Consider the following 20,970-nt stretch of genomic DNA (forward strand, 5'->3'; position numbering starts at 1 on the left):
GAGCGGATCTGGATCGAGAAGAGACGCTACTGAGCAGAGGACTCTGCGAAAGTGGTATCTCCGACGAGGCTTTCGGCGTTGGACTTGTCGACCAATGCAGTGCCCGCATCGACGAAGGACTCGACGCTGTCGCCGTTTGCGACGGCGATGGCCGTCTGTACTGCCTTCTGGCCCTCGCTGCCCGGATCGTTCGACGCCGTGGCCACGTACTGGTCTCCGTCGGCAATGGCCTTCACTGCCTCCATCAAACCGTCGACACCGAACACCTTGACATCGGTGCGGTTGTTCTCCTGAAGAACCTGCAGTGCACCGAGAGCCATGTCGTCGTTGTGCGCGTACACAGCCTTGACATCCGGGTTCGCCTGCAGCAGATCCTGCATGGCGGTCACCGCCTCGGACCTGATGTAGTTCGCGTACGGGCCTTCGACGATGGTGATGTTCGATGCGGCATCCGCGGCGGCGTGGAAGCCGTCGCTTCGGTCCTTGGCGACGGTTCCGCCTGCATCACCCTGGATTTCGATGACCTTGCCGCCGGCTGGGCCGAGTGTCGCAACCATGGCTTCACCGACGAGCTGACCCATTGCCTTGTTGTCACGTCCGACGAAGGACTCGGCTCCCGAGTCGATCGGACGGTCGACGGTCACGACCTTCACACCAGCTGCCTCGGCCGCAGCAAGTGCGGGCGCAATGCCTTTGGGGTCGACCGGGTTGATGATGAGAACGTTGATGCCGCGCGTGATGAGGTCCTGAACGTCGTTGTTCTGCTTCGTCACATCACCGTTGGCGTCCACGTTGAGCAGTTCGTTGCCCTGCGCCTGTGCCTCGGCCGTCGCTGCATCGGTCAGCGACACGTAGAAGGGGCTCTGCTGGGTGGCCTGACTGAACCCGATCTTGGCCTTGGCACCTTCGGGTAGAGAATTGGTTGCTGTCGAGCTGCCGTCGCCGGGGGTCGAGCATCCTGCGATTACGACGGTCGCGAGGGCAACCAGCCCGGCCGACTTCATTGTCGTGGCGAGTTTCATGGGGTCCTTCCGAAAAGTGTGGGGCCAAAGTGGAGCGGGCTCAAACGTAGGCAGTGACTCGGGTCACGGTCAACACTTGAGCGTAATTATGCTCATATGAGCATTCGACGCGGCGGTCGGTCCACGGAACACCGTGGACACCGTCCGCGTTATTGAGGTCATGACGCCGAATCCCCAGGTCACACACATCGCAGAGGCCCAGCGGCATCACTGGTGGAACGAATGGCTCGATTCCAAGCAGTCGTTTCCCGCCACCGGCAACTACGACCTGGCGGCCAATGCGCACGGACTGCTCATGGTGCACAACGAGGACACAGTGTTTCCGGGCGAAGGGTTCGATTCCCATCAGCACGAGAACATGGAGATTCTGACGTGGGTACTCGAAGGCACTCTCGAACATGCTGACTCCGAAGGCAGTACCGGGCAGATTCGTCCCGGATTGATTCAGCGAATGAGTGCCGGCACCGGCATTCGCCACACCGAACGCAATGCGTCGAGTCTGACCAGCCGGGAAAAGCTACGCGTCGTACAAATGTGGATTCCACCGGACACCGACGGAACGAGTCCCTCCTACGAGGAGCTGGACGTTCGAGACGAGTTGGCATCCGGTGAGCTCGTCTGTGTGGCATCGGGCATCGCGGGTAGGAGCGGCGTGCACATCGGCAATCGGTTTGCGGCACTTCACGTTGCGCGGCTCGCGCCGGGACAATCGATCACTGTTCCCGACGCGCCGTTCGGTCATGTCTTCATAGCCGACGGTTCAGCGGTATTCGAGGGAGTCGGCGACCTCGCCCAAGGTGACGCAGTCCGACTCACGGCTACAGGCGGACACCGTGTGACAGCATCGACTGCGAGCGAGATCCTGATCTGGGAAATGCACGCCGAGTTCGCCTGACAGAAAGATGCGCCATGCCGACAGTGGTCACCGACGACTCCGTCACTCTGAGCTACATCGACGAGGGCACCGGTCCGGCAGTAGTTCTCATCGCCGGCTTCTGTGCTCCTGCCACCACCTGGGCGCTACAGCAGAAGGCGTTGGTAGCGGCCGGGTATCGCGTGCTGGCTCTCGATAGACGTGGCCATGGAGCATCGGAAGCACCGACCCACGGCGCATCCATGGAGCGGCACGGGCGCGATGTCGCCAACTTCTTGACAGCGTTGGGCGTCGACGAAGCCGTCTTGATCGGCGGTTCGATGGGAGCGAGCACCGTCTGGTCGTACGTCTCACAGTTCGGCACCGACCGCGTGCGCGCCATTGTCTCGGTGGATCAGACACCGAAGATGGTGAACAGCGCGGACTGGTCGAACGGCTTCTACGGACTTACCGATGCAAATCGAACGACATTCTTCGACAGCGGAATACCTAGCACGGGCCACGGCAGGCCTCAGTGGAAGTCAGTGCCTTCGCTGCTGAAACTGGCATTCGCGATGCGGTCGATGCCGAAGATGGCGTCACCCGACACGGCTCCGATGAAGGCTCTGCTCGCCGATCATGCAGCACAGGATTGGCGCGCAACCATTGCTGGCAACGACAGGCCGTTCCTGATGGTCGCCGGGCGCGACAGTCAGTTCTGGCCTGCTGCACACGCTTCCGAGTCGGTGGAACTCAATCCACTCGGTCGATCGGTCGTTCTGGAGAAGTGCGGTCACGCCGCGAACATGGACCGGCCGAAGGAGTTCAACACGGCGATGCTGGAGTTCCTCGACTCGGTCGCGTGAGGTTACGACTGCTGATTCCCGTCGAGAGCCTCGGCACACGCGACAAGGTTGCGGTGCAACACTTCTCGCTCCTGTGTGGACAGCGAGGCAATCATGACCTGTTCGACGGAGGCCACAGCGGCCGACGCTTGCCCTAAGCGCTCCATGCCCCGAGTTGTCACGTGCAGGCGCTGGTCTCGACCTGCCCCTTCGATTTCCACCAAGCCGTCGCGCGTGAGACCGGCCAACAGTTGATGGGTTGCCTGCCTGCTGACGAACACCGCACGCGCGAGTTCGGCGTTGGACAGACCCGGCTTCTGCGCGAGGAGCTCGAGGCTCGAGTACTGAGAGACGGTGATGTCTAGATCGCGCAGACAATCGTCCATCGCCGAGCGCAAGGCGGAGGTTGCCCGCTTCAGGGCGTAACCGATCGAGGTGTCGACATCCACTTGACTCATGTCAACATCTTGACATACATTCGTTGTCGTCAAGAAGTTGACGAACAATCGAAAGGGCACAACATGACCGTTGCAACCGTTTCCGGACCGAGCTTCCTCTCCCTCCAGGTACGTGATCTCGCCGTCAGCGCAGACTTCTACGAATCCCGGCTCGGCCTCGTCCGCGCACCCCAGTCTCCACCCGGAGCAGTGGTGTTCACCACCTCACCCATCCCTTTTGCCGTCCGAAACCCCGCTCCGGGGACCGATCTCGACAGTGGGCAGCCAGGACTCGGAGTTGCACTGTGGCTCGAATGCAACAACGCCGTGGCGCTACACGAAACGCTGGTCGCGGCCGAAGTCACCATCTTGACCGACCCCTTCGACGGACCCTTCGGCAAGACCTTCGTCCTGCAAGACCCGGACGGCTACGCCGTCACCGTGCACAGCAGCTAGTTCCGAAAGAACTATTGCGAAATATTTCTTTCGGGTTATGGTTGGTGCATGAGCCCACCACCACCGTCCCGGAACCCGCGGAAACTGACGGACATGTCCGAGCTGAAGGCACTGACGCATCCCATCCGGCTGCGCCTGCTCTATGCGTTGCGTGCCAACAAGTCGATGACTGCAACCCAGCTCGGCGATCTGGTGGACGAGTCGCCGGCCTCGGTGAGCTACCACCTTCGAAAGCTCGCCGAGCACGGGTTCGTCAAAGAGGTCGAGAACGGATCGGACAAGCGTCAGCGGTGGTGGTCGGAGGCCAACGAGGAGGGCTTCAGCTGGTCCGAGAACGACTTCTCCGACTCGCCCGAGTCACTGTCGGTTGCAAAAGCGTCCAAGGATTCCTGGCTGGCTCACCAGTGGTCTCGCTTACGCGATTTCGACCGAACGTCCGAATCGTGGGGACCGGAGTGGGTATCGGCGGCGTTCAGTACCGACAATGTCTTACGTCTAACTGCAAGCGAAACCGCCGAGCTGGACACGGAGTTACGCGCGGTCGTGGACAAATGGCGTCGACACGGCGAGAACGCGACCCCGGAGGATCGCGAACACGTCATGGTCCTGATGCACGGATTCCCCACCACACCATAGGAGTTGGAATGTATCCGTTCGATGCGCACACGTATCTCTTCTTGGCCCAGCTGGATCGCGATCGCCACATGCTTCTCGCCGAACGCCGCAGACTTGCTGCTGCGCAGAAGCGACTCCGCCGGGATGAACTCCGCGTCCAGCGGGCGTGGGACGAGTTGACGGTATCACTCGCCGATGTCTCCGTGTCCGAACGAAGAGTGCTCGAGCTGGCTCGTCGGTGACGAAAGTCGTTCACAGGAGCTTCTTTTCGAGCCACACCTCGGCGTAGGGGTCTGCATTGAACGCCGGTACCTCGTGATAGCCAAGCTTGGAGTACAGGCCCCGCGCCTCGATCAGGTCCGCTCGGGTATCCAATCTGACTGTCGTGCGATGCGATTCGCGGACGCACTCTTCGACGAACTCGACCATCGACGCGCCCACCCCGTTCCCGCGGGCACGGACGTCGACGAAGACCCGCGTGAGCTCGGCAATGTCGTCGGACACGAAACGTGCACCCCCGCAAGCGGCCAGGTCCGAGCCGAGATACGCGACAACGAATACACCCGACTCTCCGACGAGGTCGTCGCTGGGCTCGTCGAGCATGGCTCCACCGACTTCGATGTCCGATGCCTCACGCCCATGGAAGCGTCTGACGACATCGACGTAGTAGCGGTACAGGATCTCCGATGCCGGCTCCGAGGACGGATGAACGACGGCGAACGTCGCCGATACCGCCACTACTTTGCAGCGGACCGCTTGGCAAGTGCCTTCGAGATCCCCAGCTGCGCAACCACGATGATGCAGCCGACGATCGCACCGATGATCGCCGACGCCAGAGTGTTGACGATCCACGCCAGTACTCCGCCGATACCTGCCACGCCGCGCACCGCTTCTTCGCCGTGGTGCACAAGTTCGTAGATCGGATGGAATCCCAGCTCGTCGATACCGACGAGCAGGATGTGTCCACCGACCCACAGCATTGCGGCCGTGCCGACAACCGACAGCACCGACATGACCTTGGGCATGCCCTTGACCAGACCCCGGCCGAACTTCTCGACGAATCCCGTGGAACCGTCGGCCAATTTCAGACCGATGTCGTCCATTTTCACGATCAGCGCAACGACGCCGTAGACAACGATCGTGATGACCACGGCAACGACCGCCAGGATGATCAACCGACTCCAGAAGCCCTCCGAGGCAATGGTGTCCAGTGCGATGACCATGATTTCGGCCGACAGAATGAGATCGGTGCGCACGGCACCGGAGACCACCGAGTCCTCGTCACGCGGCTCGTCCTCGGCAGCCTCGTGATGGTCGCCATGACCGAACAGCGCACCCCAGATCTTGTGCGCGGCCTCGTAGCTGAGGTAACACCCGCCGAGCATCAGAATCGGCGTCAACAGCCACGGCAGGAACTGACTCAACAACAGGGCGATCGGAAGAATGATCAGGAGCTTGTTGCGCAACGAGCCGACCGCGATGCGCTTGATGATGGGGAGCTCTCGTTCGGCCGCGAGGCCGCGAACGTACTGTGGCGTCACCGCTGCATCGTCGATGACAACGCCTGCTGCCTTGGCCGTTGCCTTACCGGTCGCGGCACCGACGTCGTCGATGGAGGCCGCGGCCAGGCGAGCCAGCGCTGCCACGTCGTCGAGTAGGGCTACGAGTCCGCCGGCCATCACAAACCTCCGCGTCGATACGAGAACACCACTGGGCTCCTCATGATGCGAGCCCTTGGAACCCTACCGTCCGCAGGTGGTCTGTGATCGCCGTCCGGTCCTTCCCTCGACTACGCGATCTTCCTCTCCTGCTCCTCGTCGAGAACTTTCGCCGGCGGCAATCCGATGCTCGGGTCGTGTCCGCGGAAATTCTTCAGCCACCAGCTCCAGTCCTCGGGCACCAGCGAGAACGGGTCACCATGGCCGAGCTCGCGTGCAGCCCACACTGGCCAGTGCGGATTGGCAAGTGCCGGACGACCGAGCAACACCACGTCGATCTTGCCGTCGCGGATCACGGCGTCCGCATTCTCCGGAACTCCCAGATTCCAGCTGCACGTCACCGGGATATCCAGCTCGCGCTTGACCCGCGCGGCCCGCTCGACCATGAACCCCATGTCCCCGAAAGGCGGGTCCACCATGTCGTCGGTATTGAAGCCCAGGCTGACGTCGGCCATATCCAGGCCGTGTTCCTTCATCCATCCGATGGCGATCATGGATTCGTCGAACTGAACCCCGTCGGGGTGGTGGTCATCCGAGCCCAAGCGCATGGTGAGGGGGTACTTCTCCGGCCACACCTCACGCACCGCGTCGAGCGCCTCCAGGTGGAACCGTGCCCGGTTCTCCAGGCTTCCGCCGTACTGATCGGTGCGCTGATTCGCCAGTGGGGAGAAGAAGCTTGCCCCGAGATAACCGTGGGCGTAGTGCATTTCCAGCCATTCGTAACCGGCTTCCGCAGCACGGACAGCTGCGTCGGCGTAGCTCTGATGGATCGCCTTGATCTCCGGCACGGTGAGTTCGTGGACGGGGAACGAGTGGTCACCGCCGTACGGAATCGCCGACGGCGCAACACACTCCCACCCGTCGGGATGGTCTGCCGGAAGCTGGTGTCCGCCCTGCCACGGTGGAACTTCGCTGCCCTTGCGTCCGGTGTGACCCAGCTGAATGGCCGGAACCGAACCCATCTCCTTGATCATCGACGTCACGCGAGCGTGACCCTCGATCTGATCGTCGTCGTAGATCCCGGCGCACCCGGGGGTGGTGCGTCCGTCGGGCGTGATCGCTACCTGCTCCGGAAACACCATCCCGAAGCCACCCGCCGCGCGTGCGCCCAGGTACATCAGGTGAAAATCGTTCATCTTCCCGTCGACGGCGCGATACATCGTCATCGGCGACATGGCGATTCGGTTTCGAAGCGTCACCCCTTTGAGAGTGAACGGGCTGAAGAGATCCGGCATGACTGTGGTCCTTTCCCTGGGTACGACCACCTCATCACCTGGCACGTTTCGACCGACTACACCGATGCTGCACATCGGTGACAGTTTTCTCACCGTCTCGCTCACCTGCATGTGAGGCCCGATGTATGGTTTCCTATACGTATAGTGAGCTATACCGAGGATCGGAGAAAGCGCATGACACTCAGATGGATATCGGTCGCCGCGGTCGGACTCGCCACGGCATTGGCGACAGCATTGCTCGCCTGGCTGGTCTCGCCCGTCGCACCGGGAATCTCGGCGGTGGTCTTCGGATTCACCGCGCTTCCGTTCGGGACGATGCTGGGTTGGGTTCTGTTCATCGCCCCATCCACCGCCGACTCGGCGTACGCGTCGGGCGAGAGCATCGAATCACACTGGACCACAAAGGCATCGAGTGGCACCGCCACCGATCTTGTGACCGTCCTCGGCCTGACTCTGGCGGTAGTCGCCATCACCCACGTCGACCCCCCGGCCACTCTGCTACTGACGGGCCTGCTGCTGGCTGCGTTCGCATCGTTCACCGCGCGGTATGCGTTCGCTCGCTACCGAGCCTTGTCGTAGTGAAGAACAGTGTCCGACGGCGTCGTACCGAGAACGGCTGGTCTCAGAACGAACTGGCCGAGCGGATCGACGTCACGCGCCTGACGATCATCTCCATCGAAAAAGAGCGATTCGACCCGAGTCTGCCCGTCGCCTTTCGCCTCGCCGCCGCCTTCGACTGCACCATCGAGGAGTTGTTCGAGCCGGATCCGACCTGAGCGCTATTGCGAATAGGAGCTCATGAAGTTGCCGAGACGTTCGAGCGCCGTCGCGAGATCGTCGACGTTGGGCAGTGTGACGAGCCGGAAGTGATCGGGCACATCCCAATTGAAGGCACGGCCGTGACTGACGAGAATCTTCTCGGACTCGAGGAGGTCGATCACGAACTTCTCGTCGTCGACGATGCCGAAGCGTTCGGTGTCGAGTTTCGGAAACATGTACAGCGCACCCGCTGCCTGCACACAGCTGATTCCGTCGATCGAGTTGAGCATGCGATGCGCGAGGTCACGCTGCGCGGTCAGCCTGCCGGATGGGAGCAGCAGATCCTCGATCGACTGCCTGCCGCCGAGCGCGGTCTGTATTGCGTGTTGCGCCGGCACGTTCGCGCACATCCGCATGTTGGACAGCAGGGTGATGCCCTCGATGAAACTCGCCGCACGTCGACGCGGCCCGGTGATTGCCAACCATCCGGCCCGAAATCCACACACCCGGTACGCCTTCGACAGACCCGAATAGGTCAGACACAGAACGTCTTTACCCGTGAGAGTGGCCAGGTTCGTCATCTCTGCACCGTCGTAGACGATCTTCTCGTAGATCTCGTCGGCGAGCAGTATCAGATCGTGCTCACGTGCCAAATCGACGAATCGCTGCAGTGCCTCGCGTGGATACACCGCCCCTGTCGGGTTGTTGGGATTGATCACCACGATCGCACGAGTGCGAGGGGTGATCTTGGCTTCGAGATCCTCGAAGTCCGGGGCCCAATCCTGGCTCTCGTCGGCCAGGTAGTGGACGGGTGTGCCGCCGGCGAGCGCTACCGATCCCGTCCACAGCGGATAATCGGGTGACGGAATCAGAATCTCGTCCTCCGGGTTGCACAGCGCCTGCATCGTCAGGGTGATCAGCTCGGAGACCCCGTTGCCCAGGTATACGTCGCCGACGTCGAGATCGGTCAGGCCCTTGGTCTGGTAGTACTGCACCACCGCGGTGCGCGCCGAGAACAAACCACGCGAATCGGAATATCCCTGTGCAGTAGGCAGATTGCGGATCATGGCCATCATGATCTCGTCCGGTGCCTCGAACCCGAAGGGGGCAGGATTGCCGACGTTGAGGCGCAGGATGGTGTGTCCCTGCTCCTCGAGTTCCTCGGTCTTGTCCAGAATGCGTCCGCGAATGTCGTAGCGAACATTCTCGAGTTTGCGCGCCTGATCGATCGATTTGGTCATGCCGAAAGTTCCTCCTGTCGAACGGACGGCGACATCCGGGTCCGGACCGCCACTGTTGCACATGCGATGACCGCTGCTCCACCCCCGACCACCGGCCACGTCAACCCCTCGCGCAGGATGATCGCGGCCCAGCAGATGGTGAGCACCGGTTGGATCAGCTGGATCTGGCTCACACTCGACATGGGGCCGATGGCCAGGCCCCGATACCAGGCGAAGAATCCGAGGTACATGCTCACCACCGCCAGGTAGGCGAACGATGCCCACTCGCGTGCACCTGCTCCCGACAGTTGCTCCCACCAGGAGAAGGCCGCCAACGCACCGGTCACCGGAAGGCTCACCACCAGAGCCCACGACACCGTCTGCCAGGCCCCGAGTTCGCGGGCCAACAAGCCTCCTTCGGCGTAGCCGACCGCCGCGGCGACAACGGCCCCGAGCAGCAACAGATCCGACCATCCGAGCCCGGTCAGCCGTCCGCCCTGAACGGCCGCGAATCCGATCGCGACGACAGCGCCCATGCCTGCGACGAGCCAGAACATCGGCCTCACTCGTTGCCGTTCTCGCACCACTGCGACAACGGCGGTGGCCGCCGGCAGCAGTGCGATGACGACGGCGCTGTGACCGGCAGATGCCGTGGTGAGTGCGTAGGAGGTGAGTACCGGGAAGCCGATCACGACACCGGCCGCGATGACGGCCAGCCGACCCCACTGCCCACCCTGGGGGAGTCGTTGTCTCGTTACCGACAGCGCGACTGCCGCCAATGCGGCTGCGACCACAGCCCTTCCGGTGCCGACGAAGAGTGGCGACAGGCCTCCCGTCACGGCGATGCGAGTGAGCGGAACGGTGAACGAGAATGCAGTGACGCCCGCCAAGCCCCACAACAAACCGGCACGCGATAGCGGGCTCGCACCAGAATGAGTAGCGCTACTATGCTGTGTCATGTCCGACGATAGCAGTTCACGGATAGTGGACGCACTGAAGCAGTGGATCGCAGCCGCGCCTCCAGAGGCGAAGCTGCCGTCCACCCGCTCCCTGGTGGCCCAGCATTCGGCCAGCCCGGTCACCGTGCAGAAGGCGCTGCGCACCCTCACTGCGCAAGGCGTCATCGAAAGCCGCCCTGGTGTCGGCACATTCGTCAGAACCGTTCGTACGGCCCGGCCCAACGATTACGGCTGGCAGACAGCGGCGCTGGGAGCACCAGGAAACCGACTGCAACTTCCGGCTGCACTTCAGTCCACGTCCAGCGATGTGATCGCACTGCATTCGGGCTATCCGGCGCGGGAGTTGTTGCCGGAGAGGCTCGTTCACGCTGCATTCACTCGCGCATCCCGTACCGACGCGGTGATAGCCCGGCCCCCGACCGCCGGACTACCCGAATTGCGGGCGTGGTTCGCCGCGGAGTTGGGGGCATCGACGCCGGTGGGCGTCATTCCGCCGTCCGCCAGCGATGTGGTCATCATTCCCGGCAGCCAGACCGGCCTCAGTACCGCATTCCGCGCGCTGGTCGGCGCAGACCGTCCGCTACTGATGGAATCGCCGACCTATTGGGGCGCGATTCTCGCTGCCACCCAGGCGGGTGTCCACGTCGTACCGGTCCCCAGCGGTGTGCACGGCCCCGATCCCGATGCACTGTCGCAAGCGTTCGCGCGCACCGGCTCCCGGGCGTTCTATGCCCAACCCACGTTTGCCAGTCCGACCGGAGCCCACTGGTCGCCGGCACTCGGCGAGCAGATCCTCGACACTGTTCGACGGCACGGCGCATTCTTGATAGAGGACGACTCCGCCCACGATTTCGGTATCACCGCCGAGCCGAATCCATTGGCGGCACGGGACGACGGCGGGCATGTGGTGTACCTACGATCGCTCACCAAGACGGTGTCCCCGTCGGTTCGATTGGCAGGCCTGATCGCTCGCGGTCCCGCGCACGAGCGAATCCTCGCCGACACCGGTGCCGAGTCGATGTACGTCAGTGGGATCCTGCAAGCTGTCGCACTGGACGTGGTGACGCAACCCGCCTGGCGTACCCATCTCCGGCATCTGCGTACACAGTTGGCCTCTCGCCGGGACTTGTTGGCGAACAGCCTGATCGAGTTCGCACCTCGTGGCCATCTCGATGCCGTACCGCGCGGTGGTCTCAATCTGTGGATGCGTCTGCGCGACGACGTGGATCTGGAACAGATCGTGCAGCAATGTAGATCTGCCGGTGTCATCGTCGGTGCCGGAAACGATTACTTTCCGGCCGAACCCACCGGCAAGTACCTGCGCCTCAACTATGCCGGCCCCAACCCCGGCGAGTTCCCCGACGCTGCGCGCACGATCGGCTCCATCATCTGAGGCTGTGGGAAACATCCACGGCGAAAGTCGACTTGCGACCCCACACGAACCAGACCAGAGGACCGAGGAAGGGGAACGCCAGTACGACGAAGATCCACACTGCCCGACCGGCGACGGTGTAGTTCGGGGAACGGATGATGCTGATCAATGCGGCGAGGAACAGAATCAACCCACCGAAGATGACAGCCAGTGCAATCACCAGGCCCAGCGTTCCCAATCCCACGCCGAGCACCTGCTCTGCTGTGGACGGTTGCTGAGAAAGAAAAGTTGCGACCTGCATGACGGTCCCTTCGCGTTCGATGTTTCGTTGACCTGTCCAACGCTACGAGTCGGTGTTCGTCTGCACATCGGTCTGCGCGGGTATCTCGCTGTACATCCACAGATGTACGTCCGGTCGGTGAGGCAAGGGCCGCGGTTGAGTCGAACGAACGACAACAATCTTTGGGGCACAGAGCTTTCGGCCCCGCAGGATCATTCGAACGAGGGATACTCGACCCGAATTTGCCATGTCAGCATCGCTGAGACGGACAGCCCGTCACGTACTTTCGGTGGAGGAATTGTGTCGAGCAAGAGTGGAATTCGTAAGAACCTGACGCGCCGTTCGGCGGCGGTAGTCCTGACCGCCTTAGCGTTCGCATTGGCCGCACCCGCGTCGGCCATGGCTCAGCCTGAAATCGGTCCCATCGTCGACAGCGGAAGCGCGATTCTCGACAGTGGCAGCGCGATTCTCGACGGTGGGAACATCATCGACAACGGTATCCGCATCCTCGGCAGCGGAAGCGCCATCGCCGGCGGCGTGCTCGGGATCGACACGGGTTCGGCAAACGGAGGTATCGCAACTCAGCAGTGCAACGCCTCCACGCTGTCGGGCGAGGAGGGCGTGACAGAGACCCTCCACGAGTTGGGTCGAACCGGACCGACCTCGTTCGTCCTCAGTTACGACACCGTGGACGTCCCCGATCAGATCGAGGTGTTCTACCAGGGTGCACTGATCCACAACACCGGCTATGTCGGCGGCAGCAACGGCGTCGGCTCGGTGGTGGTAGCAGTTCCGGCCGGCACCGCAACAGCCGTCCTGGTCCGCGTCACCGGACCGGTCGGGACCGTCTGGACCTACACCGTCGGCTGCCCGGCCTGAATCGGCGCTGCCCCTCGGGTTACGTTGTTCCGGACTTACGTGACTCGGGGGGCACTGTGCAGCGCGTCAAGAACGACTACACCGCGTGGATGGAACTGGGGCCGGGAGGACTTCCGGCCAATGTCGGAGGCTGGCTGATCACCACCGCTCTGCGGCCGTTTGCGCGACGCGACCCACTTCGTGTCGACGGCACATCCGGTAACGGTCTGCACTGGCAGCTCGAACGTCGCCCCGGACCACGGCCGTCGATCGCGCCGTACCCGATTCCCCATCGCCAGCTCACCGATCGGGGTACCGGTGCTCTGATCGACCGGCTGAGTGCTGCCGTCACCGCCGAGGCGTCGTCGGATGGACCGTTTCATCTGGAGCGCAGTCGATTCGAGCGCAGAGGTGAGGCGCTGTATCTGTCAGATCTCAGCTCAGCTTCGCCCTGGATCTCCCGAACCAAAGGCGAAATCGTGCACGTCCACGAGACCGAGGGTTCGTTGCACGTAGTACTGCAACCGGACGATGCACAGACCGTCATATCCGCGGGCTGGGGCGAACTGCACCCGCTGGCCGGACGCCCTGTCTTCGGACTACCCGAGACGTATGTCTTTCTGTACGCACCGCGAGATTCCGACGACGCCGATCGAATCGAAGAAATCATCCGTCGGGCGACTGCTACTTCTACGATGTGACTCTGGGCAAGAGCGACCGGACATGTGACGATCGCTGTATGACTCTCGACGACATCGTGAATTCGGTCGGCAGCTTCGACGGCACATTGACGCAGCGGCCCCGAGAGGGTGATGGAACTCCGGAACTCGCCTGGGGCGATGTGTTCTTCTATTACTCGCCGGACGGGACCGTTCCGACGGCCACCCAGCCGTTCGCAACCATCGTGACGAAGAACTATCCCGGTGACGAGTTGTCGCGGCTGGACCGTGCCGGCGCGTTCCGCGTCAATGTCGTTGCCGGAAAGCAGGAATTCGAGCGACTCTTGGGAGTGCCCCCACGCGACGCAGCCCACGCACCCCAGGCCGACGCCGACGACATCCTTGCCGCCCACCCCCAGTACGGCGCTGCCGGCTGGTTGTCGGTGGTCAACCCGTCTTCGCAGACCGAAACCCAGATCGGGGAACTCCTCGAGTCTGCTTACAGCCTCGCCAAGGCCAGGTACGAGCGTCGCCAACACTGATCAGTCGAAGAACTCGTCCATCGATCGGGAGAGCCCCTCGATGTCGAGGCCGTTGGCTCGGTCGTGTTGGGCCACCGTGCCGTACTTCCTACGCTCTCCGGGCTCCACCCCGATCCCCAACACTCGATGCCGCACATCCGTGAGAGCCCGATCGATGTGGGACACACAGGTTCCCGCGAGATATGGCTCGACGATCATGACGTCCGGCGCAGTCAGCGTTTCTCGGAGAGTCGTACCGTCGAAAGGCCTGATCGTCGACGCGTGCAACACGGTCACGTCACGTCCACGGGCCGCGGCCAGGACCCGGTCCGTCATCGGACCGACCGAGATCACAGTGCCCGAATTACCCTGTTGCAGAACGGTCATCGAACCGTCGGGGTCAGCGTGAGAACGATCGTTCGAGATGCCGTCGAGCCTGATGTAGACGCGATTATCGGATGCAACCGACTTACGCAACATCCATTCGACCTCGTCGACGTGCCCGGGCACGTGCACCGTCCACCCGTCCAGGGTGTCCAATAGTGCGACATCGCGTTGACCGAAGTGCGTCTCACCGCCCTGTGGCCATCCGTAGGAGCCGCCCGAGCTGACCAGGACCGCGCCGACATCCTGATGTCCCAGATCGAGTTTCACCTGCTCGAAGGGCCTTTCGATGAGGAACGGCGAAAAGGTATGCACGATCGGGCGGAGACCCGCGAGCGCCATTCCGCCCGCGACACCAATCATTGCCTGCTCTCGAATGCCCACGTTCACCACGCGCGATCGGATGTCAGAGGTAAGGTGCGGCTCGAGATAGGCGACGCCGATCTCGGCCAACACCAACACAACTCGCTCGTCCTGCACCAACAACTCCGGCAGCAGTCGGTAGAAGGACTCGCGTTGATCCGCGGTCCTCTTCATCGTCGACGTCATTCAGTTCTCCTTCTTCTCCACGTGGGCGACCACTACGTGCGGCCGGTCGCCGTGATCGATACGAAACGCCCGCCGGAGCGCACTGTGGTCTCTCCCGTCGACATCGGCGGTCGACCACCCTTCGACGGCGAAACGCGAGGCAATGCCGCCGGGCCAACCCAAGCCTGCAGAATCGTTGTCGATCACTACTGTTGTCAGGTTGCCCAACTTGGATCGGCCGGCGAATTGAATGGCTTCCATGTTGCTGCCCTCGTCGAGCTCGGCGTCACCGATCAGTACGAACACCTGAGCCTGGCTTCGCTGAATCTGCAGCGCCACAGCGGTTCCGGCTGCCAGCGCCAGACCATGACCGAGCGATCCCGATCCGATGTCGACCCCGGGAATCAGCGTCCGGTCAGGATGATTGCCCAGCAATGAGTCGTAGCTGCCGAACGATGCAAGCTCGTCCGGCGTCAAGAATCCCCGTGCTGCGAGCACTGCGTAGTACGCCATCGGACCGTGTCCCTTGGAGAGGTAGAACCGGTCCCGCTCTGGGTCGTCGGGATTCGCCGCGTCGACACGGAGAATGTCGGAGTACAGCACCCACAGCACGTCCAGTGTGGAAGTGGCACTGCTGCCGTGTTTTTCGTCGCCGGTCATCAGGGTCATGAGTTGGGGTAACTCGTCGAAGGTCATCTGCATGAGACCACCCTGCAACCTCGAGTGCACTCGAGGTCAAGAGCGCCGTAGCCCTGCGGCAGTGCGCTCCCGACGTGGCGGTGCTGTAGCCGAGCAGAATTCAGGTCACCCCGTACGACAAAGTCCACGATCCTGGTCCTTGCGCTGGGGGTCACCGTATTCTCATGACATGTCGCGCCCGCATCTAGACATAGCAGGAATATCCATCGACTGCAGCGAGCCGGGTGAGCTCGCTCGCTTGTAACTGGACCCGCGGTGGAGGGTTCTCCTCGACCCCGCCGGCCACCCCTTCGGCATCACCACCGAGGTATACGACGGTTGACGTGCGCAATAGCCTGAGACGGTGCGCAATCTCGTCATCCTCCTGCTTCTGTTCGGATTCATCGTCGGGTTGGCTCCACTGGGCTGGTATTTGATCGGCGACTGGACCACGGACTTGGACGACGTCGTCTATCAGGGTTCATACGAGCCCCTCGAGGGCGTGACGATGAGCCGTGGCTATTCCACCGATTTGGGAAGGGATCTCAACTACGACCCCTTGATCCTTCGCTCTGCGTGGCTATATCTGGTCCCTGTCGCGACCGGAGCCCTGGGCGCGTTGACCGGATTCGTTCTCGGACAATTCGGATTCAGGTTGAACCGCAACCGGATCCGCGATGCCTAAGATGGATGAACCCCCTGAAGCGGAGTCGAGTCTCGACGACATTACGTTCGGTCTTGCGCCGGTATCCGTCTCCGTCCGTCGGAGGAACGAGGTCCAGCGTGCTCATGATTCGACTCGATACCGAACTGCGACGCTGAGGCGTTGCCCCATATCGGGGTGCAGTGACAGCATGAAAGGCATGAAGGCCAAAGAACGCCCTTGGAAGCGTTACGGGCTTGCCGTGCTGTTGACCGCGCTCGCGTTCCTGACGATCAGCGACCTTGTGGCCGATCCTTCTGCCTGGAACTGGTCGAAGCTGGTAGTGCTGGCTGTAGCCGGTCTGTTCATCTGGTTCGGAGAGAGCCGGACCCGGATGTCTCCTGAAAAGATCGGACCCGAGGCTGTACCCGCCGAGGACGTCGACGCGGTTGTCGCAGAATCCGGCCGGACTGTCTACGCCATCAAAGCGCTACGAGAGATGCATCCCGGTCTCGGCTTGCTCGATGCCAAGAGACTTGTACAACCGGAGAACTGACTGCTCGAGGAGTCCATATGCCCGGCGCACGTGACGTGAAAGATTCCGGCGGGTTCCTCGAGGCCGCGAACCTGTTGGTCGATTTCAATCGCGAGTACGACGACCCCGCACCGGAGCCCGAATGGCTTGCACGCCATTTGGAGGGTCTGGTGACATCCGGCGACACCAGCGTGCTGACGTTCGGGACTACCGCCATCGGTGTCGCGGTTCTGCGATTCCGGATCGGCACGTGGAGCGCCGACATCGAGGCCTATTTCGCCGAGTTCTACATTCAGCCTGCCCACCGCGGTAAGGGCTATGGCACAACCTTTCTCGACGACGTCATCGACCATGTCCGGACCCGAGGTGCTACCTACATCGACCTCAACACCTCCGAAGACGACGAGGCAGCTCGCCATGTGTACGAGAAGCGAGGCTTCGACTGCCACGAGGGTCGCGGCGAGGGACCGAAGGCTCTCTATTACGAACTCGAGCTCGAATCGGGCGGGGTCGCCTGACGTGCTCACGCTGCGTTATCTGCTCGACGAGGTGTCTGCGAACCCCGGAGTCGCCACTGCCGAGCAAAACGAATATGATTCCCAATAAGTGGGTGTCGGTTCGAAATCGAGGAGCTAGAACATGGCGTTTCCGATCATCGTCGCGAAGGCAGTATCGACGGTAGTGACAGGCGCAGTCGGCGTCGCCGCGTACAACGGAGCCAAGAAGCTGTACGACAAGGCTCCCGTCCGCAAGGCCGCTGTGTCTGCGACCGAGCTCGGTCTGCGCGCTGCGCGGAAGGCCGAAGTCCACGCCGAGTCGGCACGATTGGCCGTCTCCGATGTAGTCGCTGAGGCCCGCGACCGTCTCGGCGAGGAAGTACCGCCGCCGTCGGCTACCGAAGTCGGCCACGGGCACTCACACTGACCCCGGCGGTAAGCCAACTCATGACGACGCTTGTCGAACACTCTCTCGATACGGCTCCCGTCCCAGCGGACGGCATCGAAATACTCTCCGACGCTGCAGGCCGCATGCGGCTTCGAGTCGACTGGCTGCGATCGAGCCCGGGCCGCGCAGTTGCCGTCGAAGACCACGTCGACAAGATTCGCGGCGTGCGAGCCGTCCACGCGTACCCGCGAACGGCATCGGTCGTCGTCTGGTACTCACGGTCGAGAATCGACAGAACTGAACTGTTCGACGCGATCACCGCAGGTCGCACCACGAACTGGGGACTCGTGCCCGTCCGTAGCCCTCGTTCCGCCGACGTCACCAGCGGCGATGTGCTGCGGATGGCCATCGGTGGCGCTGCGCTCGTCCTGCTCGGCTTTCGCCGCTACGCCTTCAGACGGCCACCGCTCCTCGGCCCCACCAGCCGTGTCGTAGCCACTGGAGCGACCATCTTCACCGGCTACCCGTTCCTGAAGGGAGCACTGCGCTCGCTGGCCGGAAACGGGTCCGCAGGCACCGATGCTCTCGTCAGCGCAGCAACCGTGGCAAGTCTCGTCCTCCGCGAGAATGTCGTCGCACTGACGGTGCTGTGGCTGCTCAACATCGGTGAGTACCTGCAGGACCTGACGCTCAGGCGCACTCGCCGCGCAATATCCGATCTGCTGACCGGCACTCAGGACACCGCATGGACCCGTCTGCCCGACGGTTCCGAGATCTCCGTCGACGTCGATCGGCTCGAGGTCGGCGACGAGGTCGTGGTGCACGATCACGTCGGCGTTCCAGTGGACGGCACAGTGGTCGACGGTGATGCGGTGGTCGATCAGTCGGCGATCACCGGGGAGACGTTGCCGGTGACGATCGCCGTCGGCGACCGGATCCACGCCGGATCCGTCGTTGTCCGTGGCCGCATAGTGATCCGCGCGTCCGCAGTGGGCCGAGACACCACGATCGGTCGGATCATCTCCCGCGTCGAGGAGGCGCAGGAAGACCGAGCCCCGATTCAGACTGTGGGAGAGAACTTCTCACGACGCTTCGTACCCGCATCGTTCATCCTGTCGGCCCTGACACTCGTCGTCACCCGAGACGTTCGACGCGCAATGACCATGCTGTTGGTCGCCTGCCCGTGCGCGGTAGGACTGTCGACGCCCACGGCAATCAGCGCCGCCATCGGCAACGGTGCTCGCCGAGGGATTCTGATCAAGGGTGGGTCGCATCTGGAACAGGCCGGCCGGGTCGACGCCTTCGTGTTCGACAAGACCGGCACCCTCACCGTCGGTCGCCCCGTCGTCACCAATGTCGTGTCCTTCCAGAATGACTGGGAGCCGGAGCAGGTACTCGCCTACGCGGCCAGTTCCGAGATCCACTCACGGCATCCACTGGCCGAAGCCGTGATTCGTAGTACCGAGGAACGTCATATCGTCATTCCTCCGCACGAGGAATGCGAAGTGCTCGTCGGACTCGGCATGCGTACCGTCGCAGACGGACGCACCCTTCTGCTGGGTAGCCCCTCCCTACTGCGTGGGGAGAATGTCTCGGTCTCCGAGCATGCGGCCGACTGGGTTTCGCGATTGCAGCGTGAGGCCGAGACACCACTTCTGCTGGCAGTCGACGGCGTGCTGGTGGGGTTGATCAGCCTCCGTGACGAGGTTCGGCCCAATGCCCTCGCAGTACTCGATGCGCTCCGCGCCGACGGAGTCGAACGCATCGTCATGCTCACCGGTGACCATCCCGAGACGGCAGCGGCGGTCGCTGCAGAACTGGGTATCGCCGAGTGGCGGGCCGAGGTGATGCCCGACGACAAGCTCGAAGCGGTACGCGCACTGCAAGAAGAGGGCTACGTTGTCGCGATGGTCGGCGACGGCACCAACGATGCTCCCGCCCTCGCGGTTGCGGATATCGGAATCGCAATGGGTTTGGCGGGCACCGATGTTGCTGTCGAAACCGCCGACGTTGCACTGGCCAGCGACGATCTGGCCCGGTTGCTCGACGTCCGTGATCTAGGTCGACATTCGGTATCCGTCATCCGTCAGAACTACGGAATGTCGATCGCCGTCAACGCTCTCGGCCTCGTGGTCAGCGCGGGCGGTGCACTGTCTCCGGTGCTCGCCGCGATCTTGCACAATGCGTCCTCGGTCGCGGTGGTGGGCAACAGTTCCCGTTTGATCCGGTATCGAATCTGATCAGTAGCGACCGAACGCGAGAGCCACATTGTGCCCGCCGAACCCGATCGACGTGCTCAGCGCATAATCGATGTTTTGGCTCCGACGCGAGCCGACGACGTCAAGATCGATTGCAGGGTCCTGATTGTCCAAGTTCAGCGTCGGCGGAACCTCGCAATCGCGGATCGTCAGCATTGTCAGTATTGCCTCCAGTGCCCCGACTGCACCGATCGAATGACCGAGCGCGGACTTGGGCGCGTAGACGGAGGCATGGCCGACTGTTGCTGCGATGGCCCTGGCCTCGGATAGATCTCCTATCGGAGTGGCGGTTGCGTGCGCGTTGACGTGACCGATGTCCCGAGCATTCAAACCTGCTGTGCGAATGGCCTTTTCCATAGCTTTATGAACTCCTCGCCCCTCCGGATCGGGTGCCACGATATGGAATCCGTCCGAGGTGATGCCTGCGCCCAGCAGCCGACCATGAATCTCTGCACCACGGGCTACCGCGTGCTGCTCCGACTCGACGATCAGCAGCGCTCCGGCCTCCCCGAACACGAATCCGTCGCGATCACGATCGAACGGCCTCGACGCGCGAGTCGGTTCGTCGTTACGCGTGCTCATGGCGCGCATCATCGAAAAGCTCGCGATCGGAACGGCGTCGATATGTCCCTCGACGCCGCCCGCGATCACAACGTCCGCTTCGCCCGTAGCAATCAGTCGCCACGCGTGAGCCAGGGCTTCCGAACCTGAAGAGCACGCCGATACCGGGGTGAACACCCCAGCTCGGGCCCCAACCTCTAGCCCGATATGAGCTGCAGGTCCGTTCGGCATGACCATGGGCACCGACATCGGCGACACCTTTCGGTATCCGCCTGCCCGCATCGCGTCGACGGCCCCGATCAGAGCGTCACCGCCGCCCAATCCTGTGCCCACTGCCACGGCGAGTCGATCCGTGTCCATTTCATCCAGCCCTGCAGCACTCCAGAGTCGCCGTCCGAGCACCACTGCCAGCTGTTCGACGAAGGACAGTCTTCGCTGCTCCACGCGGGTCAGGTGGTCGGATAGCGCCAGCTGTAGGACCCCTCCGAAGCGGACTGGCAGGTCGTAATCCGAGACAAACGCGGTCTCGAGGGGGCCGATCCCGCTGCGCCCATCGAGCAAGTACTCCCAGGTGGTGTCTGCGCCGTCCGCTAGTGCCGTCGTCGCCACATACCCGGTGACAACGACGTTGCGAAAGGTTTGCGTAGCGATCGTTTCACTCATAGCCTCCATGGATACATGTAGCGACC

Annotated in this window: 27 protein-coding genes; 16 read left to right on the forward strand and 11 right to left on the reverse strand. The window is 62.6% G+C overall.

What is annotated here, in order from left to right; genetic code table 11:
* Nucleotides 1-26: 26 nt before the first annotated feature.
* A complete protein-coding gene (locus tag ASG84_RS17425) occupies nucleotides 27-1,022 on the reverse strand; it encodes a substrate-binding domain-containing protein (protein WP_235581713.1) in 996 nt (331 codons plus the stop codon).
* Nucleotides 1,023-1,182: 160 nt separating this feature from the next.
* On the opposite strand from ASG84_RS17425, the gene ASG84_RS17430 reads away from it, so the two are divergent.
* Complete coding sequence (locus tag ASG84_RS17430) at nucleotides 1,183-1,917, forward strand: pirin family protein (RefSeq protein ID WP_057478473.1); 735 nt, start codon at nucleotides 1,183-1,185, stop codon at nucleotides 1,915-1,917.
* 14 nt (nucleotides 1,918-1,931) lie between these two features.
* The gene (locus ASG84_RS17435; RefSeq protein ID WP_057478285.1) at nucleotides 1,932-2,741 is read left to right on the forward strand and encodes an alpha/beta fold hydrolase; all 810 of its coding nucleotides are present in this window, start codon (nucleotides 1,932-1,934) and stop codon (nucleotides 2,739-2,741) included.
* A gap of 2 nt (nucleotides 2,742-2,743) precedes the next feature.
* On the opposite strand, the gene ASG84_RS17440 is transcribed toward ASG84_RS17435, so the two are convergent.
* Entirely contained in the window at nucleotides 2,744-3,178 is a 435-nt protein-coding gene (locus ASG84_RS17440; protein ID WP_057478286.1) for a MarR family winged helix-turn-helix transcriptional regulator, read from the reverse strand.
* A 63-nt stretch (nucleotides 3,179-3,241) separates the two neighbouring features.
* Here ASG84_RS17440 and ASG84_RS17445 point away from each other — a divergent pair, with 63 nt between their 5' ends.
* The 3 genes from ASG84_RS17445 (at nucleotide 3,242) to ASG84_RS17455 (ending at nucleotide 4,470) form a co-directional block, all read left to right on the forward strand.
* Entirely contained in the window at nucleotides 3,242-3,613 is a 372-nt protein-coding gene (locus tag ASG84_RS17445; RefSeq protein WP_057478287.1) for a VOC family protein, read from the forward strand.
* Nucleotides 3,614-3,706: 93 nt separating this feature from the next.
* Nucleotides 3,707-4,249, forward strand: a complete 543-nt coding sequence (locus ASG84_RS17450; RefSeq protein ID WP_057478288.1) for a helix-turn-helix domain-containing protein — start codon at nucleotides 3,707-3,709, stop codon at nucleotides 4,247-4,249.
* 8 nt (nucleotides 4,250-4,257) lie between these two features.
* Entirely contained in the window at nucleotides 4,258-4,470 is a 213-nt protein-coding gene (locus tag ASG84_RS17455) for a hypothetical protein (RefSeq protein ID WP_057478289.1), read from the forward strand.
* A 10-nt stretch (nucleotides 4,471-4,480) separates the two neighbouring features.
* Here the strand turns inward: ASG84_RS17455 and ASG84_RS17460 are convergent, their stop codons facing one another.
* The 3 genes from ASG84_RS17460 to ASG84_RS17470 all read right to left on the reverse strand — a co-directional run bounded on the left by ASG84_RS17460 (nucleotide 4,481) and on the right by ASG84_RS17470 (nucleotide 7,181).
* The gene (locus tag ASG84_RS17460) at nucleotides 4,481-4,966 is read right to left on the reverse strand and encodes a GNAT family N-acetyltransferase (RefSeq protein ID WP_057478290.1); all 486 of its coding nucleotides are present in this window, start codon (nucleotides 4,964-4,966) and stop codon (nucleotides 4,481-4,483) included.
* Nucleotides 4,966-5,907, reverse strand: a complete 942-nt coding sequence (locus ASG84_RS17465) for a DUF808 domain-containing protein (RefSeq protein WP_057478291.1) — start codon at nucleotides 5,905-5,907, stop codon at nucleotides 4,966-4,968. Before ASG84_RS17465 ends, ASG84_RS17460 begins: the two co-directional genes overlap by 1 nt.
* Nucleotides 5,908-6,017: 110 nt before the next feature.
* A complete protein-coding gene (locus ASG84_RS17470; protein ID WP_057478292.1) occupies nucleotides 6,018-7,181 on the reverse strand; it encodes an NADH:flavin oxidoreductase/NADH oxidase in 1,164 nt (387 codons plus the stop codon).
* 174 nt (nucleotides 7,182-7,355) lie between these two features.
* On the opposite strand from ASG84_RS17470, the gene ASG84_RS17475 reads away from it, so the two are divergent.
* Nucleotides 7,356-7,760 carry a hypothetical protein gene (locus ASG84_RS17475; protein WP_057478293.1) on the forward strand — a complete coding sequence of 135 codons (405 nt, stop codon included), beginning with the start codon at nucleotides 7,356-7,358 and terminating at the stop codon, nucleotides 7,758-7,760.
* Nucleotides 7,760-7,957: a helix-turn-helix transcriptional regulator gene (locus tag ASG84_RS17480; protein WP_057478294.1), complete on the forward strand. Its 198-nt coding sequence runs from the start codon at nucleotides 7,760-7,762 to the stop codon at nucleotides 7,955-7,957. The genes ASG84_RS17475 and ASG84_RS17480 overlap by 1 nt, the downstream gene beginning before the upstream one ends.
* Nucleotides 7,958-7,960: 3 nt before the next feature.
* Here the strand turns inward: ASG84_RS17480 and ASG84_RS17485 are convergent, their stop codons facing one another.
* The gene (locus ASG84_RS17485; protein ID WP_057478295.1) at nucleotides 7,961-9,181 is read right to left on the reverse strand and encodes a pyridoxal phosphate-dependent aminotransferase; all 1,221 of its coding nucleotides are present in this window, start codon (nucleotides 9,179-9,181) and stop codon (nucleotides 7,961-7,963) included.
* Complete coding sequence (locus tag ASG84_RS17490) at nucleotides 9,178-10,119, reverse strand: DMT family transporter (protein ID WP_057478296.1); 942 nt, start codon at nucleotides 10,117-10,119, stop codon at nucleotides 9,178-9,180. The genes ASG84_RS17485 and ASG84_RS17490 overlap by 4 nt, the downstream gene beginning before the upstream one ends.
* Here ASG84_RS17490 and ASG84_RS17495 point away from each other — a divergent pair.
* The gene (locus tag ASG84_RS17495; protein ID WP_057478297.1) at nucleotides 10,118-11,512 is read left to right on the forward strand and encodes an aminotransferase-like domain-containing protein; all 1,395 of its coding nucleotides are present in this window, start codon (nucleotides 10,118-10,120) and stop codon (nucleotides 11,510-11,512) included. The two genes, ASG84_RS17490 and ASG84_RS17495, sit on opposite strands and share 2 nt — an antisense overlap.
* Here ASG84_RS17495 and ASG84_RS17500 read toward each other — a convergent pair.
* The gene (locus ASG84_RS17500; protein ID WP_057478298.1) at nucleotides 11,505-11,792 is read right to left on the reverse strand and encodes a PLD nuclease N-terminal domain-containing protein; all 288 of its coding nucleotides are present in this window, start codon (nucleotides 11,790-11,792) and stop codon (nucleotides 11,505-11,507) included. The genes ASG84_RS17495 and ASG84_RS17500 overlap by 8 nt on opposite strands.
* Before the next feature lie 279 nt (nucleotides 11,793-12,071).
* On the opposite strand from ASG84_RS17500, the gene ASG84_RS17505 reads away from it, so the two are divergent.
* Genes ASG84_RS17505 through ASG84_RS17515 form a run of 3 tightly spaced genes read left to right on the forward strand, consistent with a single transcriptional unit; the run spans nucleotide 12,072 to nucleotide 13,830 of the window.
* Complete coding sequence (locus tag ASG84_RS17505) at nucleotides 12,072-12,650, forward strand: hypothetical protein (RefSeq protein WP_235581714.1); 579 nt, start codon at nucleotides 12,072-12,074, stop codon at nucleotides 12,648-12,650.
* Nucleotides 12,651-12,706: 56 nt separating this feature from the next.
* Entirely contained in the window at nucleotides 12,707-13,330 is a 624-nt protein-coding gene (locus tag ASG84_RS17510) for a luciferase domain-containing protein (protein ID WP_057478299.1), read from the forward strand.
* Nucleotides 13,331-13,368: 38 nt separating this feature from the next.
* Nucleotides 13,369-13,830 carry a DUF6194 family protein gene (locus ASG84_RS17515; RefSeq protein WP_057478300.1) on the forward strand — a complete coding sequence of 154 codons (462 nt, stop codon included), beginning with the start codon at nucleotides 13,369-13,371 and terminating at the stop codon, nucleotides 13,828-13,830.
* Here the strand turns inward: ASG84_RS17515 and ASG84_RS17520 are convergent, their stop codons facing one another.
* Both ASG84_RS17520 and ASG84_RS17525 read right to left on the reverse strand, forming a co-directional pair.
* Nucleotides 13,831-14,742, reverse strand: coding sequence for a transketolase family protein (locus ASG84_RS17520; protein ID WP_057478301.1), 912 nt, complete (start codon nucleotides 14,740-14,742; stop codon nucleotides 13,831-13,833). It lies immediately after the preceding gene.
* Nucleotides 14,743-15,423, reverse strand: a complete 681-nt coding sequence (locus tag ASG84_RS17525; RefSeq protein ID WP_057478302.1) for a thiamine pyrophosphate-dependent enzyme — start codon at nucleotides 15,421-15,423, stop codon at nucleotides 14,743-14,745.
* Nucleotides 15,424-15,763: 340 nt separating this feature from the next.
* Between ASG84_RS17525 and ASG84_RS17530 the strand changes: the two genes are divergently transcribed.
* The 5 genes from ASG84_RS17530 to ASG84_RS17550 all read left to right on the forward strand — a co-directional run bounded on the left by ASG84_RS17530 (nucleotide 15,764) and on the right by ASG84_RS17550 (nucleotide 19,702).
* Nucleotides 15,764-16,084 carry a hypothetical protein gene (locus ASG84_RS17530; RefSeq protein WP_057478303.1) on the forward strand — a complete coding sequence of 107 codons (321 nt, stop codon included), beginning with the start codon at nucleotides 15,764-15,766 and terminating at the stop codon, nucleotides 16,082-16,084.
* Nucleotides 16,085-16,253: 169 nt separating this feature from the next.
* Nucleotides 16,254-16,598 carry a hypothetical protein gene (locus ASG84_RS17535; protein ID WP_235581715.1) on the forward strand — a complete coding sequence of 115 codons (345 nt, stop codon included), beginning with the start codon at nucleotides 16,254-16,256 and terminating at the stop codon, nucleotides 16,596-16,598.
* Nucleotides 16,599-16,615: 17 nt separating this feature from the next.
* Nucleotides 16,616-17,095, forward strand: coding sequence for a GNAT family N-acetyltransferase (locus ASG84_RS17540; protein ID WP_057478305.1), 480 nt, complete (start codon nucleotides 16,616-16,618; stop codon nucleotides 17,093-17,095).
* 121 nt (nucleotides 17,096-17,216) lie between these two features.
* Nucleotides 17,217-17,501, forward strand: a complete 285-nt coding sequence (locus ASG84_RS17545; protein ID WP_057478306.1) for a DUF1490 family protein — start codon at nucleotides 17,217-17,219, stop codon at nucleotides 17,499-17,501.
* Nucleotides 17,502-17,521: 20 nt separating this feature from the next.
* Nucleotides 17,522-19,702: a heavy metal translocating P-type ATPase gene (locus ASG84_RS17550; protein ID WP_057478307.1), complete on the forward strand. Its 2,181-nt coding sequence runs from the start codon at nucleotides 17,522-17,524 to the stop codon at nucleotides 19,700-19,702.
* Here the strand turns inward: ASG84_RS17550 and ASG84_RS17555 are convergent, their stop codons facing one another.
* On the reverse strand, nucleotides 19,703-20,944 hold the full coding sequence (locus tag ASG84_RS17555) for a KasA/KasB family beta-ketoacyl-ACP synthase (protein WP_057478308.1): 1,242 nt from the start codon (nucleotides 20,942-20,944) through the stop codon (nucleotides 19,703-19,705).
* Nucleotides 20,945-20,970 lie beyond the last annotated feature (26 nt).

Origin of the sequence: Rhodococcus sp. Leaf278, assembly GCF_001426085.1 — a bacterium.
In the GTDB taxonomy this organism is placed as follows: Bacteria; Actinomycetota; Actinomycetes; order Mycobacteriales; family Mycobacteriaceae; genus Rhodococcoides.

Bases quoted from the DNA above. Each gene is read 5' to 3' on its own strand.
- ASG84_RS17535 (WP_235581715.1), top strand. From the start codon at position 16,254: ATGAAAGGCATGAAGGCCAAAGAACGCCCTTGGAAGCGTTACGGGCTT.
- ASG84_RS17500 (WP_057478298.1), bottom strand. From the start codon at position 11,792: ATGCAGGTCGCAACTTTTCTTTCTCAGCAACCGTCCACAGCAGAGCAG.
- ASG84_RS17430 (WP_057478473.1), top strand. From the start codon at position 1,183: ATGACGCCGAATCCCCAGGTCACACACATCGCAGAGGCCCAGCGGCAT.
- ASG84_RS17435 (WP_057478285.1), top strand. From the start codon at position 1,932: ATGCCGACAGTGGTCACCGACGACTCCGTCACTCTGAGCTACATCGAC.
- ASG84_RS17540 (WP_057478305.1), top strand. From the start codon at position 16,616: ATGCCCGGCGCACGTGACGTGAAAGATTCCGGCGGGTTCCTCGAGGCC.
- ASG84_RS17425 (WP_235581713.1), bottom strand. From the start codon at position 1,022: ATGAAACTCGCCACGACAATGAAGTCGGCCGGGCTGGTTGCCCTCGCG.
- ASG84_RS17445 (WP_057478287.1), top strand. From the start codon at position 3,242: ATGACCGTTGCAACCGTTTCCGGACCGAGCTTCCTCTCCCTCCAGGTA.
- ASG84_RS17520 (WP_057478301.1), bottom strand. From the start codon at position 14,742: ATGACGTCGACGATGAAGAGGACCGCGGATCAACGCGAGTCCTTCTAC.
- ASG84_RS17465 (WP_057478291.1), bottom strand. From the start codon at position 5,907: ATGGCCGGCGGACTCGTAGCCCTACTCGACGACGTGGCAGCGCTGGCT.
- ASG84_RS17555 (WP_057478308.1), bottom strand. From the start codon at position 20,944: ATGAGTGAAACGATCGCTACGCAAACCTTTCGCAACGTCGTTGTCACC.
- ASG84_RS17470 (WP_057478292.1), bottom strand. From the start codon at position 7,181: ATGCCGGATCTCTTCAGCCCGTTCACTCTCAAAGGGGTGACGCTTCGA.
- ASG84_RS17550 (WP_057478307.1), top strand. From the start codon at position 17,522: ATGACGACGCTTGTCGAACACTCTCTCGATACGGCTCCCGTCCCAGCG.
- ASG84_RS17485 (WP_057478295.1), bottom strand. From the start codon at position 9,181: ATGACCAAATCGATCGATCAGGCGCGCAAACTCGAGAATGTTCGCTAC.
- ASG84_RS17440 (WP_057478286.1), bottom strand. From the start codon at position 3,178: ATGAGTCAAGTGGATGTCGACACCTCGATCGGTTACGCCCTGAAGCGG.
- ASG84_RS17525 (WP_057478302.1), bottom strand. From the start codon at position 15,423: ATGCAGATGACCTTCGACGAGTTACCCCAACTCATGACCCTGATGACC.
- ASG84_RS17490 (WP_057478296.1), bottom strand. From the start codon at position 10,119: ATGACACAGCATAGTAGCGCTACTCATTCTGGTGCGAGCCCGCTATCG.
- ASG84_RS17545 (WP_057478306.1), top strand. From the start codon at position 17,217: ATGGCGTTTCCGATCATCGTCGCGAAGGCAGTATCGACGGTAGTGACA.
- ASG84_RS17495 (WP_057478297.1), top strand. From the start codon at position 10,118: ATGTCCGACGATAGCAGTTCACGGATAGTGGACGCACTGAAGCAGTGG.
- ASG84_RS17515 (WP_057478300.1), top strand. From the start codon at position 13,369: ATGACTCTCGACGACATCGTGAATTCGGTCGGCAGCTTCGACGGCACA.
- ASG84_RS17475 (WP_057478293.1), top strand. From the start codon at position 7,356: ATGACACTCAGATGGATATCGGTCGCCGCGGTCGGACTCGCCACGGCA.
- ASG84_RS17450 (WP_057478288.1), top strand. From the start codon at position 3,707: ATGTCCGAGCTGAAGGCACTGACGCATCCCATCCGGCTGCGCCTGCTC.
- ASG84_RS17455 (WP_057478289.1), top strand. From the start codon at position 4,258: ATGTATCCGTTCGATGCGCACACGTATCTCTTCTTGGCCCAGCTGGAT.